This window comes from Paenibacillus jilunlii (assembly GCF_900102965.1).
Lineage (GTDB): Bacteria > Bacillota > Bacilli > Paenibacillales > Paenibacillaceae > Paenibacillus_AQ > Paenibacillus_AQ jilunlii.
In genome coordinates this window covers 457,293-472,005 of record NZ_FNGM01000002.1, presented here as the reverse complement: position 1 = coordinate 472,005, position 14,713 = coordinate 457,293, and the positions used below count along the sequence as shown (strand labels likewise).

Annotated in this window: 16 protein-coding genes and 1 other RNA gene; 14 read left to right on the top strand and 3 right to left on the bottom strand. The window is 43.4% G+C overall.

Going from position 1 to position 14,713, the window contains the following annotated elements:
* The first annotated feature begins 223 nt into the window (after positions 1-223).
* The 4 genes from smpB (at position 224) to BLQ82_RS06835 (ending at position 2,768) form a co-directional block, all read left to right on the top strand.
* Positions 224-703 carry an SsrA-binding protein SmpB gene (smpB, locus tag BLQ82_RS06850; protein ID WP_020427771.1) on the top strand — a complete coding sequence of 160 codons (480 nt, stop codon included), beginning with the start codon at positions 224-226 and terminating at the stop codon, positions 701-703.
* Between the two features lie 191 nt (positions 704-894).
* Positions 895-1,259: a transfer-messenger RNA gene (ssrA, locus tag BLQ82_RS06845) on the top strand.
* Between the two features lie 435 nt (positions 1,260-1,694).
* On the top strand, positions 1,695-1,940 hold the full coding sequence (locus tag BLQ82_RS32950; RefSeq protein WP_062523640.1) for a PD-(D/E)XK nuclease family transposase: 246 nt from the start codon (positions 1,695-1,697) through the stop codon (positions 1,938-1,940).
* 27 nt (positions 1,941-1,967) lie between these two features.
* Positions 1,968-2,768, top strand: coding sequence for a hypothetical protein (locus BLQ82_RS06835; protein WP_062523639.1), 801 nt, complete (start codon positions 1,968-1,970; stop codon positions 2,766-2,768).
* 197 nt (positions 2,769-2,965) lie between these two features.
* Here the strand turns inward: BLQ82_RS06835 and BLQ82_RS06830 are convergent, their stop codons facing one another.
* Together BLQ82_RS06830 and BLQ82_RS06825 are read right to left on the bottom strand one after the other, a co-directional pair.
* The gene (locus BLQ82_RS06830; RefSeq protein WP_062523638.1) at positions 2,966-5,653 is read right to left on the bottom strand and encodes a hypothetical protein; all 2,688 of its coding nucleotides are present in this window, start codon (positions 5,651-5,653) and stop codon (positions 2,966-2,968) included.
* Positions 5,654-5,884 (bottom strand): helix-turn-helix domain-containing protein, encoded by a 231-nt coding sequence (locus BLQ82_RS06825; protein ID WP_062523637.1) that lies wholly within the window; start codon positions 5,882-5,884, stop codon positions 5,654-5,656.
* 689 nt (positions 5,885-6,573) lie between these two features.
* Between BLQ82_RS06825 and BLQ82_RS06820 the strand changes: the two genes are divergently transcribed.
* Complete coding sequence (locus tag BLQ82_RS06820) at positions 6,574-6,792, top strand: hypothetical protein (protein WP_062523636.1); 219 nt, start codon at positions 6,574-6,576, stop codon at positions 6,790-6,792.
* Between the two features lie 294 nt (positions 6,793-7,086).
* The gene (gene radC, locus BLQ82_RS06815) at positions 7,087-7,695 is read left to right on the top strand and encodes a RadC family protein (RefSeq protein ID WP_062523635.1); all 609 of its coding nucleotides are present in this window, start codon (positions 7,087-7,089) and stop codon (positions 7,693-7,695) included.
* A gap of 146 nt (positions 7,696-7,841) precedes the next feature.
* On the opposite strand, the gene BLQ82_RS06810 is transcribed toward radC, so the two are convergent.
* Positions 7,842-8,201 carry a helix-turn-helix domain-containing protein gene (locus tag BLQ82_RS06810; protein ID WP_244280713.1) on the bottom strand — a complete coding sequence of 120 codons (360 nt, stop codon included), beginning with the start codon at positions 8,199-8,201 and terminating at the stop codon, positions 7,842-7,844.
* A 165-nt stretch (positions 8,202-8,366) separates the two neighbouring features.
* Here BLQ82_RS06810 and BLQ82_RS06805 point away from each other — a divergent pair, with 165 nt between their 5' ends.
* From BLQ82_RS06805 to BLQ82_RS06770, 8 genes are all read left to right on the top strand, one after another.
* Complete coding sequence (locus BLQ82_RS06805) at positions 8,367-8,609, top strand: toxin-antitoxin system YwqK family antitoxin (RefSeq protein WP_062523634.1); 243 nt, start codon at positions 8,367-8,369, stop codon at positions 8,607-8,609.
* A gap of 18 nt (positions 8,610-8,627) precedes the next feature.
* On the top strand, positions 8,628-9,062 hold the full coding sequence (locus BLQ82_RS06800; protein ID WP_062523633.1) for a tetratricopeptide repeat protein: 435 nt from the start codon (positions 8,628-8,630) through the stop codon (positions 9,060-9,062).
* Positions 9,063-9,631: 569 nt separating this feature from the next.
* Positions 9,632-9,967, top strand: a complete 336-nt coding sequence (locus BLQ82_RS06790; RefSeq protein WP_062523631.1) for a hypothetical protein — start codon at positions 9,632-9,634, stop codon at positions 9,965-9,967.
* A 13-nt stretch (positions 9,968-9,980) separates the two neighbouring features.
* Positions 9,981-10,445, top strand: a complete 465-nt coding sequence (locus BLQ82_RS06785) for a hypothetical protein (RefSeq protein WP_062523630.1) — start codon at positions 9,981-9,983, stop codon at positions 10,443-10,445.
* Between the two features lie 39 nt (positions 10,446-10,484).
* Positions 10,485-11,426, top strand: a complete 942-nt coding sequence (locus BLQ82_RS06780; RefSeq protein ID WP_062523629.1) for a copper amine oxidase N-terminal domain-containing protein — start codon at positions 10,485-10,487, stop codon at positions 11,424-11,426.
* Between the two features lie 197 nt (positions 11,427-11,623).
* Complete coding sequence (locus BLQ82_RS31830; RefSeq protein WP_157243809.1) at positions 11,624-11,776, top strand: hypothetical protein; 153 nt, start codon at positions 11,624-11,626, stop codon at positions 11,774-11,776.
* A 247-nt stretch (positions 11,777-12,023) separates the two neighbouring features.
* On the top strand, positions 12,024-12,872 hold the full coding sequence (locus BLQ82_RS06775) for a recombinase family protein (protein WP_062523628.1): 849 nt from the start codon (positions 12,024-12,026) through the stop codon (positions 12,870-12,872).
* Positions 12,873-12,971: 99 nt separating this feature from the next.
* On the top strand, positions 12,972-14,570 hold the full coding sequence (locus BLQ82_RS06770; protein WP_062523627.1) for a recombinase family protein: 1,599 nt from the start codon (positions 12,972-12,974) through the stop codon (positions 14,568-14,570).
* The last annotated feature ends 143 nt before the right edge of the window (positions 14,571-14,713 follow it).

Below are 14,713 nucleotides of genomic sequence, written 5' to 3'. Positions count from 1 at the left end.
GGCTACCTTATCCAGCCAAGGACAGCATAGCCGTGTTTTTTCCTAAACTGGCATGAGACGTGTGTGCCTTCATAGCTTTTCCTCTATTATTGCAGAGATAGATGAGCTTCTGTTCGGTTCGGTGGATCATCCTTTCTTGCGTTAGCGTAAGCGCTTTTGGTACAATATAGATCTGACGTTTGACTCTGTTCAAACGGGACATTTGATGCAAGGGGTGACTTTCATGGGTAAAAAAGCAGACGGGAAAGTGCTCGCCCAGAACAAAAAGGCTTCCCATGATTATTTTATCGAGGACACTTATGAAGCGGGTTTGGTGCTGACCGGCACCGAAATCAAGTCGCTGCGTAACGGCCGAGCTAACATTGGCGATGCTTTTGCCACCATTCGGAATGGCGAGATTCATGTGCACAATATGCATATCAGCCCTTTTGAGCAGGGGAACCGCAATAACCCTTCTGATCCGACGCGCACACGTAAGCTGCTGATGCATAAGGTACAGATTCACAAGCTGCTCGGCCAGTCCAAGCAGGAAGGCTACTCAATTGTGCCGCTCAAGATCTATGTGCGCAATGGCTATGCGAAGCTGCTGATCGGCCTGGGTAAAGGGAAGAAGCAATACGACAAACGCGACACCGCCGCCAAAAAAGACGCTCAACGCGACATCCAGCGTGCGCTGCGCGAGAAGCAAAAGATCGCCAGATAAGCCGATTGCCCGGCTCTTCCTGCCGTTCCAGATCTGCCCTTCAATTCCTTTAACCTACGTGTTAAAGTGTTGATAAATGTGCTATACTGTGTAAGTAAGATTTTTGCTTCGTGACAGTCCTCTAAGACAGAGGCTGCCTGGATCTCTCTTGCTGGAAGATCCGCTTGATCCGAAGCGCCCTTTTCTAATGAGGGGCCGTTCTTGGATTCGACGGGGGTAGTTCGAGCATGAGCAGCGAGTAGTGGGGACGCGTCCGCTTCATCAACGCTAAAGCCTATTAAACGGCAAACAACAAACAAACTACGCTTTCGCAGCTTAATAACCTGTGTGCGTGCTTCTACCCTGCATCGCCCATGTGACAGGGATAGGGGCTAACAAGTAGTGGGATACGCTGTCTGGTCTCCGCCTGGGGTCAGCAGAAGAAGATAATCAGGCTGACCCAAAGTATAGCCGGTTACGGGGCGATACTCGGGTGACATCAAAACTGTGACTACACTCGTAGAAACTTATGTGCCGTTATCTTCGGACAGGGGTTCGACTCCCCTCGGCTCCATATGGAGTAAAGTAGAAGACACCTAATCGGTGTCTTTTTTCATTTCAGCAGCTGTTTTGGACTATAAGTGGTGGTTAAAAAGCTTGCCATTACGCGGTTTTTGGGGCTTGTTGTTAATGGATACAGTGAGTTTCACTGAGACTATACGGAGACAGGAGGTTTGGGCCGCTCCGTAACCAGTGATAAATACAATCCCCTTCGGAGTGAGTTTTTTCCCTCCATGCCTCATCATCCGCACTTCGATTACTTATGACTACTCCTCAAGTTACCTCTCTAAAGTCTTCAAAGCTTCTCTTTTATTCAATTAGTCTACTCTGCACAATCGTATCTGAAATATTTCAAACGACAACCTGATTCAATCTGTGCAGTTTTACACATCTTTGCAAGGTTCGGAATCCTTGGGAAATGCTATAATAAAAACGAATTGAGCCAATGCCGATGGATTTGCTGGACCCGCGTGTAGATTTAATATTCAAACGGATATTTGGCAGAGAGAACAATAAGGATGTGCTGCTAGCGTTTCTTAACCGCATTTTCACGGAAGCTGGCGAGCCACTGCTGAAAAAACAAGTTGAATATCGCCACCACTACCACTTAGGCCAAAGCAACTGGAGTATCGGAGCAGGAAATACTGGCGAAAGCGGAGTTCTCGTAGGGCTCCCCCCTTCGGAGACTTCTAAGTAGGGAAAATCATTCTTAAGGAGTAAACATATGAAAAGAAAAAAGAAAAAGAAAATAAAACAAACAAAATTTTTAGAAGGACGAATACATGAGGGGAATTTTCTTGGAGCAGTAATTGACAATGAAAACAATCAAATCCGAGTTTACTCGAATGACATGCTACAAAAGAGAATTCAAAGAGATTCAAATATAATAGGAAAATCTTTTGATAAATTATGCCATGATGAATTGTCTCAAATGGGTGAATTATTTAGTAAAGCAACTTTTTTGATTAGTAATGGATTTTTTAGAGCAAACCAAGAAGAAAGTGAATTAAAATTAACGTCTAGTAAATTATTGATGAACGCTTCTATTACAATTCAAGCGGCAGTTGAATTGTTACGAACTGGATATACATTGCAACCATGTATGCTGCTTCGATCCGTTATAGAGACCATTAGCACAGTTGCTTATTTTCTTATGGAACCAGATGCTCATCAGGTTTATTTAGATGGTAAACTTGATGTGAACAAAACAATAAGATATGGAAAGCAGTTAATTCCTAATTTAGGGTACTTACAAGGTATATTAAGCAATCATTTTGTACATATTAGTTCTCTTCATTCTGATCTTAATGGGATTACAAAACACATAGAAGTCACACAACCACTAAGAGTAAATTTAAACATGATTAAGGTTTGTATGTGGTGTCTATTCGTAACTAGTGAAGTTACATTTTATGACTATTTTGATGATCATATTTATTGGACCAAAATATCTGAAATTGAATATAAGTTTAAGCAAAACGAAGAAGAAAAGAAATGGATGAGTGAGTTTCTCAAAGAAGAATAACAGTAATTACTCTTCGGGGCTATCACTCTTTGATTATCAAATGTATAATCGTAGAAAATATTCAGGCGACAAAAGACCCGGCCTAGGATAATAGTTACTAAGGCTGGGTCATTTCGTCAATACAGAACGTTGGGTATTCTTCAAATATGCCTGCTGAGTCTACTAAGAGCTTTCCCACGGCACTCATGGAGCAGTATTTACACTTCCTCTCCCAATTCTTTGATTCTGGCTCCAGGAATCGGATAGTTTGATAAGATCAGCACTGAGCAGTTCTCACGAATGGCTCTGGCTCGGCCAACAGCCTGAATCAGTTCCGTTTCAATCTCCCACAACTGGATTTCACGGATCAGCTCATTTTCGAACGTGTTAAACCAAAACTCGTAGCCGTTACGTTCGGTTAAACGATATTGAGCAGTTTGATCTGAAAGTCCCGCCATGTATCCCAGACACGCTGCAGTTAGCAGGTACTCATTGTTTGTAACATGAGGAGTACCCACAACAGCAATATCCTGTCCTTTGAAACCATCGTACCCCGCAGTATTTCCAAAGTATCCAACTACGTTAATATTGTATTTCTGAGCCAGTTTGACATATTCTTCAGTCACAGTTGCACCTTTGTAGAAGAAAGTCGGGAGTGATCCGACTTTCTCGCTGATCTCTGCGAATGCTTTCTCAGGATTCTTTTTTATCGAAGCTCGGGAATACCCATTCTTGATATACTGCTCAATCTTGCCTTTATGCTCCACAATTCCGATATCATGGAACCGCAGACGTTCCTTCAACAGAACACTGTACAAGTATTCAGAGCAGGTTGCTGACAAGACGATGAAGTTCTTATCTTTAGAGAACACGGTATCAGCTCTTTTAACTCTGTAGTCGAAGCTTTTACCATCAGCAGATTTAATGAAATTGCAGTTGGATTGCAAGAACTCCAGCATGTTGGATTGGAGAGAATCGCTGTGGTTTTTAATGACTTTGGCTATAAGTTTGGTATCAAAGGAATACGTGCCGACGGGGGTAACCCGATGCGGGGTAGCGTTCTCAAGGTCTTTGATAACAGCTTGGAATTGCTGGCTGAGTGTGGTCTTCTGAGTTGAAGTCAACTCGTTACTAATGAGAATGTATGACAAGAAGTGCTGGAAATCGTTCATATAAGCTCTGCCGCTCTTCATAACAGCAGTTCTCATGATGTCTTCGTCCACGATGACTGTTGAAATGTTCTTTGTTCTAATGTACGGCAGTCTATCATGTGTACACAAAATGGTCTGTGCTGTACCATTATGTATCTGATCCACTGCTTCCTGATACAAAATGGCTTGCTGTTGGCATGCAGAAAGCGGTTGTCTTTTGCCTTGCATCAATTTGGCTTGGAAGACATATCCTTGAAACACCTTTCCGGCCTCATGATAAGCTCCAATCTTGGTATAGCTTTGAATAAGACGTTCTTTTTCCTGATCGTCGAGTTGGGGACGCTCGATGACATTGCAGAACTTAACACCGTTTTCAAGCAACTTTTGAGCCACCTCTTCTCGAAGTTTATGGGTAGGAACTACGATCATTGTGTTTTCCAAATCACACTCGGTGTAGAGCTTGGTTTTCCCAATACCTGTGGGTGCCTTGATGACATGTACCAAGCCAGTTTCGCTTGTCTTTGCTTTTTCGAAAGCATCCATCAGTTCGAATTCTGCGTCCTCCAATGACTTATCCAAGGATGTTGAAACACGTCTGGTCTCACAACGCTTACAGTCGGTCTGTTGCAACATAACGTTCTTGTGACTGCAAGTACCTGAGTATGGGCAGAAAGATTCACATGCCATTGGGCTATACCCTTGACGGGCTGCGTATCGAAATTCGTATAAGCCCTTCTCGATGTGATAATCTTCACGTGAAGATAAGCCTTGTGCAAATCTGCTTTCCCCGCCTTCTACATTGACTAGATTAGTTGTTATTCCAAACCGCTCTGGATGACTAAGACGGCGGTTGCCATCGAGAAGTTCTTGATACAAGGGACATCGTTCGTAGAGGCTGTCGAAGTCAAATCGACGACGAACATTCGTCCGGACCTTTGTTTTGATCTGTTCGATATTATATTTAGGCTGGCGTTTCCCGGTTTTTACACTGCTTCTCATCTCCGCTTCGGACACACTGAATTCCAAGATGACGTTTTTATCGCCAGCTCTATAATTATATAATAATAGAGTTGGCGGCGTTTCTGTCATTTTCTCAGTCGGTCCGAAGGCGATTGCGGGCAATCCATTAACCATATTCAGACCCGTCTGTTGGCAAAATGAACGTATATTCCGCGTAGCATTTCCGTTATTGTCCTCAGCGAAGCAATAGCCCTGTATCAAGGTCTGGATATCAAGCCGTGCTTCATTGTTGAAGACAACAATATCAGGGCCCCCGTAGAAATGTCTGGCAGCGTCTGAGCATACCGAATCACATTGTGGGAACAGCCGCATTAGGGCAATCTGAATAACGCCTCTGGTTCGATAATCGGTCACTGGTTGTTCCAGAGTAAAGATAACCCGAAACTTCTCCTGCTCGGGGCTGCTGCTAAAGGTGTGATATACGATTGAAGGTTGAATGGAGTATTCATTACATAACAACATGAACTGTTGTACGGAAAGTCCCTCGTCGAAGTCCAGTTCAAAGATTTGCTGGGAAGACCAGCACTCGTTGTTCTTACGGGCTGCTCCGTAAGTTCCGTAAGGTGGTTGAAACGTAGCGGGTGTATGGGTTCTACCTTCTGTAATAGCTTGGGCAAGCAACTCCAGTGTCACGGAAGCTTGGTGTTGTGTGATTCGATTGACGATTTTCCCTGCTTGATCCTTGGTAGGTTTGGCAGTGAACTTCTCGGTATCCAGCATCAGACGAATGTTCATTTACAGCACCTCCTTAGAAGTGCTTCCTGAGCGAGTATCCGTGAAAAGCTCATTGATAGGGCAATCGTAAAGGGTTGCGAGGAATAGCAGCTCATTGGCTGACAATTCGGTTAGCCCCTTTTCCTTTCGCCAATAAGCGTTGGCACTGGAGAAGCCCAGCAGATTGCTGATTTGAATGCAGGAGTAACGGTGGGCCTTGCGGAGTTGTTTCAGTTGTTGTAAATTGATCATGTGAAGATTCCCTCCAATAAAAGAAATGGCGAGTACGGTCATTGACCGCCTCGCCATCCCTATTACTTGGTGTCAGGGGCTCTTTTACACTGTGAGTGAAAAATAAAAATTAATTTTGAGAAAGATTACAGAAGGTGGCATTGGACATGCTTAAAGGAATATTACCGATTAAAAGTAGCCATTCACATGTCCAAATGGATAAATAGCATATACTTCACGAAAAGCTTAATACTATAGGGATTTTGGTGAAATATAATAAATTCACACAAAAATAAGCCGTTTTTCCGTTTTGGAGAAATGGCTTTTTTTGTGCTGTTTTTTCTCAATATACCTGATGATAAAGCGTATTAAGGAAACAAAAATAAAGAAAATTTCCTGACCCCTCCAGGATAATTATAAAGAAGGGCCTATTGGGAATTATTGCTCGGGGGGTGTCATTTGTAATCTGCGTCCATGTACTTAATGATACAGATCCATTTGTGTTGTTGTGTTTGCAGCGAATAAGAGGAAGGTGAAATATATGACTTTAGAGTTGGGCTTAACCGAGGGGGGGATTAGAGGCTTTACGATAAATTTATCGGAAACTTCTTCAGATGTGACGCTTCATACCTTCTCCCCAATTCTGGGGAACAGGGTAGAATCTGAAGCAGTCTTATAGAAGTGAACACTCTTGAAAGGAGGTGATAACAATGGTCGAGAAGCGAGGATTACCTGAAGACATAACCATGCTGATGCGACAGTTGGTCATGAACGGCCACATGCGTATGGCTGGCACTGTCCTGTACACATACTTTATCCGGTGCTGGAAACTGGATGATGAACATGCAGCTTACTACATGCGGCGTTACTTTGAGAAGTATTTCGCTCCGCAGTTGCAGAGACATCTTCAAAAGCTTAATAAAGTGTGATCCATCTTAAATGTGAAAGGAGAACTTCCATGCGTTATCCTTCATCGGAAACGAACCGGATACAGAATCCACCTTACCTTGATTCTCCTGAAGGCCGTAAGTACATGCGATTGCTCGTTCAATCTGTCCTGCACCAAATGAAGATTAACCAAACAAAAAAAGGTGGCCCACAGAAGGAGCACACCAAGTAATTCAAACTATCATCAGCTTACCAAAAATATAGTTCGCCCACAAGCAGGAGAGACCACTACGGTCTCTTCTGTTTGCATTTCAACCATATGGAGGTCAATCGACATGCAATCATATCAAATGAACAACCTGAAAGCCCTACTGGCTGATACACTCTGCGAAAAATCAGAGGGATATGTAATGAAGCAATTATTCAGCCGCTATACGACTTTGCCTGAACTATTAGATGTAGATGAACACGAACTGCTGAGCATTAAAGGGGTTGGCAAGTCTAAGGCTCGTCAGATCATATCTGCTCTACAATTGGCCCGTGTTCTGAATGCACCAACTCAACAGGTATACACCATACGCTCACCCAAAGATGCAGCAGTCCTCATGATGCCGGAGCTCGCCTACTTGCAACGGGAGCATTTCGTAGTGCTCTTTCTTAATACGAAGAACAGAGTCATAGGTAAAGAGACTATTGCTATTGGATCACTGGATTCAGCTATTGTCCATCCACGCGAGGTCTATAAAGCCGCTGTTAAAAGAAGCTCTGCTGCGATCATAGCCGTTCATAACCATCCTTCAGGTGACCCAACACCTTCACGGGAGGATATCGCTCTTACCGAACGTCTGGTGAACGCAGGAGAGATTATGGGAGTGCAGCTCTTGGATCATCTAATCATCGCTAATGAGAACTACTGCTCAATGAAAGAGCGTGGCCTAATGTAACTCTTTATTACTACGTTTGAGCCGCCCTTGACACGGAGCCTCTGTCGCCATGATACAAGGCGATAAGGCGATGCCATGAACCAGCATCGCCAAGGCATCAGCCTATCATGGCGACTCCTCCGTATAAAGGGCTTTAATGTTCGTCTTTATTCGTTGTTGTGCTGCTCCAGTTTAAAGTGTGGCAACATGGCCTTGACAACATCTAAGACCATTTGTTTCTGTGGATCATCCAATCCATTTGTTAGTAATGCAAATTGAAGGGAAAAGGTATCTCTTTCCACACTGTCGAGCGTTGCTTTAAGCAAGGTATCAGTAGAAACATTAAGAGCAATGGACAATTTCACCAGGGTCTCGACAGAGAGAATACGCTCTCCACGTTCAAGCAGCCCCATGTATGAAGCAGATATCCCTACGCTCTCCGCAAGCTTTTCCTGAGTCAGGTTGTATTTTAATCGCTCTTCGCGTACGCAATTTCCAATGAGTTTGTAATCTATTTTATCGTCCATACTACCATCCCTTTCCTTTCACGAATGTAGTGGAAAGTGAAGGAAACAGTAACAGACTTCAAGAATTAACATAATACAACCACAAGCATTGACGTATATTGGCACATTTTGTATGCTTATGGGGTTACTGCCCATGCACGAGCAACTTGAAGGGAGGGAATCAAAATGTCGATGCAAAATGGTTTGGGAACTGAATATTATCCAAGCGGTCGCGTCAGATATGTCGGTGAGTTTAAAGATGGAATCTATCACGGAACAGGGAAAGTATATTGGGAGACGAATGGAATCCTCATGTATGAGGGTGAACTTAAAGACGGTGACTTTAACGGACACGGAACATCTTACTTTAGTGATGGGAGATTGTGCCATAAAGGGATGTTTAAAGATGGAAGACCGTCTTTTCAATAATAGTTGGGGGTAGTGAAAATGGATGTTCAAACAGCGGTCAACTTAATGCAGCAAGGGCTGCAACATAAGCGTAACGGAAAATATGAGGAATCTTTAAAATGTTATTTGGTAGTTGTGCACTGGATCAAAAGTGAACCGGAGCCGTACAAGAACCTTGGGAAAATCTATTACATACTTGGTCAATATCAGAACTCAATTAATTGCTACAAGAAATGTATTAACTTAATGGGCACCATGGACATTGATAATCTGCGGCATATGGGTCATGCCATCTGCGATCCGCTAGCAGCTTCCGTAGAGGAAAAAGCGATTGCAGAGAATTACCGCTGCTCTATTGACCCATACTTTGGGCAGTTTGGCTCAAAAAAATACGGGCATTTAACAATAGCACCGGATACTCAAGAGGAGTACAACAGGTTATGTATGAACAAGGCTGCATCGCTTCTAGGATAATGGATTCGTTCATAACAGAGAGGTGTCCTGAACATGCTTATGCTTTCTCGGTTCGACGGCTATTGTCGTAAATGTGGATTTCCTGTTTTTGAAGGAGATATTTTTGATTATCAGCCTAATACTCCCTATAGAGCACAATGCGTCAAATGCTTCAAGGAGGTTCCAGTTGAATCTCCATGCCCTCATTATGCTGTATGGACAACAGCTGACTACTTTACACCGTCCAATCGCCATAGGCACACTACTTCAGGAACACGGAAACATATGGTTCACTGTTGCATTTGTCAGAAAGATTTTAATAACGTTCCAGAGAAAGCGGTATGCGTTAAAACTTTCATCACTTCCCAGCATGGAGCAAGCTATCCAACATCCAGAATGGAATTTGAAGTATCGACCTCAAGTTTGCAGCGGCAGAAGCATCTTATTAAAACGGTGGCATCGGTGATTCAGGTTATGTTGTTGAAGCATCAGTTTCCTGAGACGTTGATAACAGAGGCATACGCACAAATTGATAGACTGATCGAGCTGTATCAAAGGAATTAATCAACCTGTTGAAGGAGTCTCTCAACTTGCTGGTAATGGATAAAATTAAGCAATTATGCAACATGCTTCCCCATGAGGTGTATCTCGAAGTCAGCGGAGCTGTCTTTTTTACCCTTGAATGTCTCGGCTGTTCTAACGGCACATTAGGTGCAGGGGCACTCTTCTATCTTGCATCGTTAGGAGATAATGACAGTTTAATGGATGAAATAGTGCAGCATATAAGGCGTTATGGCGATTCACAAGAATCCTTGCTTTTTGCACATGTTGTCACTGAATTGTCTGCTCAGATGCACTTGTCCTTGCCGCAGAGCATCGACCTATCAGATATGGTCGCAGATATAATCAGGAAGATGAACCACTGAAAGGGAGTCAAACATGCAGATAAGTAAACTGGGTTCATTGGTTGAGAATGAGACGGATAAGATTATTTTTTCTCATATGGCCGAAGACGGCGACGCGAAACTGAATAAACGAATTGGAGACATGATTTGTACATGTATCGGAAGCTTTCGGCTGCATACGGAACAAAAGAATCAAATCCGAAGCACGCTTAATGGCTTTAACGCGGATTCATTTGGCGGTGTTGGGGCAGCTCTTTTAATCATTCCGTATTTTGAGATCAAATTTAAACACATGGAGAAAATTGCAGAAGCGAGCAATGGATTTGTCATTCATTTAATGAATTACTTGATCAAGGAAATCGGTAAAGCTGAATTCATCCAAAAAATCTGGACTCTTCAGGAAGCCGTAGGGATATCAGACAAGTTCTACGATGGACTCGTGGATTACTTTGGCTCCAGAAAGAGTGAAATCATTGTTCCGATCATGAGCAGAATCTAATGCCGTAGCTGTTCCTATTATACTTGGAGGTGTCGAAGAATGAATAAAAGAGCAATTCAAATGATGTTAGTATTATGTTTGATTCTGGCCTCAATCGGTACAGGTGGTCATGTGCATGCCGATCCTACACAAACCATAAAGGTCATGGTAAACGGCGATTATCTTAAGCAGGACAAGCTTGCTGCAATGAATAATGGGCGAGTCATGGTAGCGATCAATCCGGTCAGTGTCGCTTTGAAAGCCACTTTACAGTTCCAGTCCACTAAGAAGCCTATCAAGATCAAGTATGGGACCAACGAGGTCACTTTTACATTGGGTCAAAAGACGGCTTATGTAAACGGGAAAAAGCTTGCACTTAATGTGCCGCCGCAGACCATCAATAATACGACCATGGTACCCCTGCAACTCCTGAGCAAAGGGCTGAATGTTGATACTGCTTGGAAAGAAGCATGGAAAGTCGTCGCTATCGAACCTAAGCATGCAGCTAGTGAAATTGCCCTTACTGAGTCCGAAGCGTTGAAAAAAGTAAAATCTTTACTGGGCAACGGCGTAACCGTCAAAAGTAAAGGGACTGACCTGCTCAGATTCTATACATTTCAAGGTAGCACATCCGAATATGAGTATGATTTCTTCCACTATGTAGACAAGTACACTGGTGAGATATATTCCGTCACTCTTGACGCATCGTTTGAGAGTCTCTCCAAGGCTGAAGGGCTCAAGGCACTGGATGCCAAGGTTCGCCCATTGCTCACGCGGGAGCCGAACATTGAAGATGGATATGAGACAAAGATAATCAATAGCAAAAAGTATTATGCATTTGATGTCTTTTTCGTTGGAGCCAGTAACCCCTATTATTATGTGACTACTGCGTATGTAAGCGTGGATGCCAAAAGCTTTTATATGCTGACGAAGGACAATAAGGTTGTTCTGTTCTCGGACAAATTGTTTGTTCAATATATGAATGATGCTCTTAAGGAATAAACGACTTCCTTGAAGTCATCTTAGCTGAGCCATTTATCCGCTTTAGCTTTATATGTTTGTTATAAGTCCTTTACTGAGTTTCTCGGTTGAGGGCTTTTATATTGTGTGGATGAACGTGTTGGGCACGTAATAATGAATCAGCAGAAGTTATTCAGCTTCTGATTACATAGATACTTTACAGGAGAGGGGGAAACCAAATGTGGACTAAAAACTTATCTGATGACTTAACTGTGGAGGAACTGCGTGAGATTCGACGGGCTCTTTACTTCTATGCCAGTAACAAACCGGATATCAGCAAGGATGAAGCAAGACTTCTCAGCATTCTTGCTCAGAAAGTGCTCTACGAATAGAAAGTAGTCTTAGAAGCCGTGGTCCTATGGATTGCGGCTTTTTCAGTACCATTAAGTACCAGTACAACTTGTGCTGATTATATAGATACTTCAACGATGAAAGGAATGACTAGTAGAGGATCAAACAAGCAGTAAAGAATGATACTCATGCACATCAGAGTCAGGGGACTATCCCCTGGCTCTTTTTTGCGTTCTGGAGGTATCTGCATCTGCGTAACACCACATTACCATAGGAGGCCAATTAATCATGAATATAGTTATTTATCTGAGAGTGTCCAGTGAGCAACAGGCCAATAAAGAGCTGTCCATTCCGGCACAGCGAGAAGCATTAATCAAATACGCAGTGGACAAAGGTTGGACTGTTGTAGATGAATACATTGACGAAGCTAAGTCCGCTAAAACCGATGCCCGTCCAGAGTTCCAGAGGATGATCGCTGCCGCCCAGAAAAGCGATAAGGGCTTCCAGATGATCCTGGTGCATAAGTTTGACCGTTTTAGTCGGAGTCGTGCAGATCATGTCATTTACAAGGCTTTGTTGAAGAAACAGGGCGTTATCGTAACTTCTGCATCAGAGCCGACAGAACCAGATACGCCGCATGGTGTTTTATTGGAAGGGATGCTGGAGGTCATCAGCGAGTTTTATAACGTCAATCTCAGACATGAGACGCTCAAAGGCATGAGAGAGAATGCAGTACAGGGATATCATTGTGGAGGGCGTGCTCCGTTTGGCTATCGCCGGAAGCGTGAAGGCGTTAAAGTCACTTATTGCCTGGGACCAAATGAAGAGGTTGGAATTGTTCGGACTATTTTTGAGTTGGCTGCTGAAGGTTGGGGAGGAAAACGCATTATGCGTGACCTCAATCGTATGGGAGCTTGTGGGAGACGATGGACACCTTCAACGGTGCTATCCATTCTTGGCAACCAGGCTTATCGCGGCTATCGCATATGGAATAAAAGATGCATTATAGAAGGCACCAGAAATGCAGAGGTTGAATGGATCGTTGTAAAAGACGCTCATCCCGCAATCATAGATGATAAGCTCTGGAATGCTGCTCAGTCAGTTTTAGAGCTTCGTAGGCCCACAAAGTTCGAATAAGAAATATTCAATCGAATAGCTTTCCCCAAGCAGGTATGCCATTGACGGTGTACCTGTTTTTTTGTGCCCAAATAATCCACACAAAGGAGAATGAATGTAATGAAAGTAGTCGTATATGCACGTGTATCTTCGGAACGCCAAGCAGAGAAAGAATTATCAATCCCGGCCCAACTCAAAGCTATGCAGCAATATTGCCAAACTAAGGGGTGGACCATCGTTAATGAGTTCATCGAAAAAGGTAAGTCCGCCAAGACCGATGATCGTCCAGAGTTTCAGCGAATGATTGCAATGGCGAAACGTACGAATCGTTCTTTTGAGGCTATTTTAGTGCATAAGTTCGACCGCTTCTCACGTAATCGTGACGATCATGTGCTTTACAAGGCTCTGCTGAAGCAATGTGGGGTTAAGGTAATCTCTATTGTTGAACAGACAGAGGCTGATTCACCGCAAGATATGCTGCTTGAGGGGATGCTGGAAGTGATCTCTGAGTTCTTCAATGCTAATCTGGCCGTGGAAGTCCGTAAGGGCATGACTCAGAACGCCAAGCAAGGTTACAACAACGGTGGTACGCCCCCATATGCTTACCGTACTGAACATATTGCACTTGGCAACCAAAAGACAAAAGCGGTATGGGTACTTGGACCGCGGGAAGAGATTGATACAGTTCGCTTTATTTTTAGCCAATATGCCTATGAAGAGATGGGTTACAAGAGAATAGCCTCGCTCCTTAACGAGAGCAATGTTCCAACGCAAAAAGGCGGGAAGTGGTCGGCCAGCACTATTCAGGCCATCATCCATAATGAATCGTACCTGGGCCGCAGAATATGGAATAAGCAAGAGTATCAGACTAAAGGGAAGAAGTGGCGGGATCGCTCTGAATGGATCATTACGGAGAATGCACACCCTGCCATTATTAATGAAGAATTATTCAAGCTCTGTCAGCAGCGTTCTGAGAAGAGGCATAATGGGGGCGGCGTGACTCATAATCCATATCAGATCAAGCCAGCTTCACCATTTTGGCTCAGAGGTATTTTTACATGTGATAAGTGTGGGTCAAGAATGGTTGGCAACTCGACATCAACGACTAAGAAGTACGGGGGGCAGAAATATTATGTCTGTGGTGGCTATATGCGGAAGGGCAAAGAGTTCTGCCCCTATGTAAGCTGGAGGAAAGATCGTATTGAACAGATCGTCGTCAACAAGCTTCGTAGTGCGTTACTGCGGCTTACATTCGACAATCAATTGGAGGAAGAGATTAGAAAGTATCATGATGAAGCCAATCGTCACCAGATCGTATCGGCAGCAAACATGGAAGCCGAGATTAATTTCTTGGAGAAACGGATTGAACAGATGCAGCAGGAAGTACAATCCGGCAGCGGTAAGGCATATTACGCGGAGATGATTGCCGAAATGTTTTCAGAATTGACGGAGAAGCGAAGAGAGTATGCCGATCAACAATCAGCCAGTCAAGCATTTAGTGTGTCGCAGGAGAGCCTACAGACGCTTCAGCAGGACATTAAGACGATGATTGGTTTGTTGGATGAGGAAACGCCGAGTCCGCAGTTGATGAATGAGTGGGTGAAGAGGTTTGTTTCAAATGTGACGGTGCATAGGGAGACAGAAAAGCTTCATATAACAGTTCAGATCATAAATGCAGAACAGATTTTTTATGAGAAGATCATAATTGCCGTACTATAACCTTAGTATTTAAACAAACGTGTGGTATAAGAGGCGTTTGTTGAACAGGATGGTGATTAGTAATCATGCATACCAGAAATAAATAACTGCAAAGGGTACAGAACTTTTTTCTGTACCTTTTTTGTTATCTTCAAGGCTACAAC

Coding starts and splice junctions, on each gene's coding strand:
- BLQ82_RS06810 (WP_244280713.1), bottom strand. CDS start 8,201: ATGGACGATAAAATAGATTACAAACTCATTGGAAATTGCGTACGCGAA.
- BLQ82_RS06785 (WP_062523630.1), top strand. CDS start 9,981: ATGCAGATAAGTAAACTGGGTTCATTGGTTGAGAATGAGACGGATAAG.
- radC (WP_062523635.1), top strand. CDS start 7,087: ATGCAATCATATCAAATGAACAACCTGAAAGCCCTACTGGCTGATACA.
- BLQ82_RS32950 (WP_062523640.1), top strand. CDS start 1,695: ATGGATTTGCTGGACCCGCGTGTAGATTTAATATTCAAACGGATATTT.
- BLQ82_RS31830 (WP_157243809.1), top strand. CDS start 11,624: ATGTGGACTAAAAACTTATCTGATGACTTAACTGTGGAGGAACTGCGT.
- BLQ82_RS06835 (WP_062523639.1), top strand. CDS start 1,968: ATGAAAAGAAAAAAGAAAAAGAAAATAAAACAAACAAAATTTTTAGAA.
- BLQ82_RS06825 (WP_062523637.1), bottom strand. CDS start 5,884: ATGATCAATTTACAACAACTGAAACAACTCCGCAAGGCCCACCGTTAC.
- BLQ82_RS06830 (WP_062523638.1), bottom strand. CDS start 5,653: ATGAACATTCGTCTGATGCTGGATACCGAGAAGTTCACTGCCAAACCT.
- BLQ82_RS06820 (WP_062523636.1), top strand. CDS start 6,574: ATGGTCGAGAAGCGAGGATTACCTGAAGACATAACCATGCTGATGCGA.
- BLQ82_RS06800 (WP_062523633.1), top strand. CDS start 8,628: ATGGATGTTCAAACAGCGGTCAACTTAATGCAGCAAGGGCTGCAACAT.
- BLQ82_RS06780 (WP_062523629.1), top strand. CDS start 10,485: ATGAATAAAAGAGCAATTCAAATGATGTTAGTATTATGTTTGATTCTG.
- BLQ82_RS06770 (WP_062523627.1), top strand. CDS start 12,972: ATGAAAGTAGTCGTATATGCACGTGTATCTTCGGAACGCCAAGCAGAG.
- BLQ82_RS06805 (WP_062523634.1), top strand. CDS start 8,367: ATGTCGATGCAAAATGGTTTGGGAACTGAATATTATCCAAGCGGTCGC.
- smpB (WP_020427771.1), top strand. CDS start 224: ATGGGTAAAAAAGCAGACGGGAAAGTGCTCGCCCAGAACAAAAAGGCT.
- BLQ82_RS06775 (WP_062523628.1), top strand. CDS start 12,024: ATGAATATAGTTATTTATCTGAGAGTGTCCAGTGAGCAACAGGCCAAT.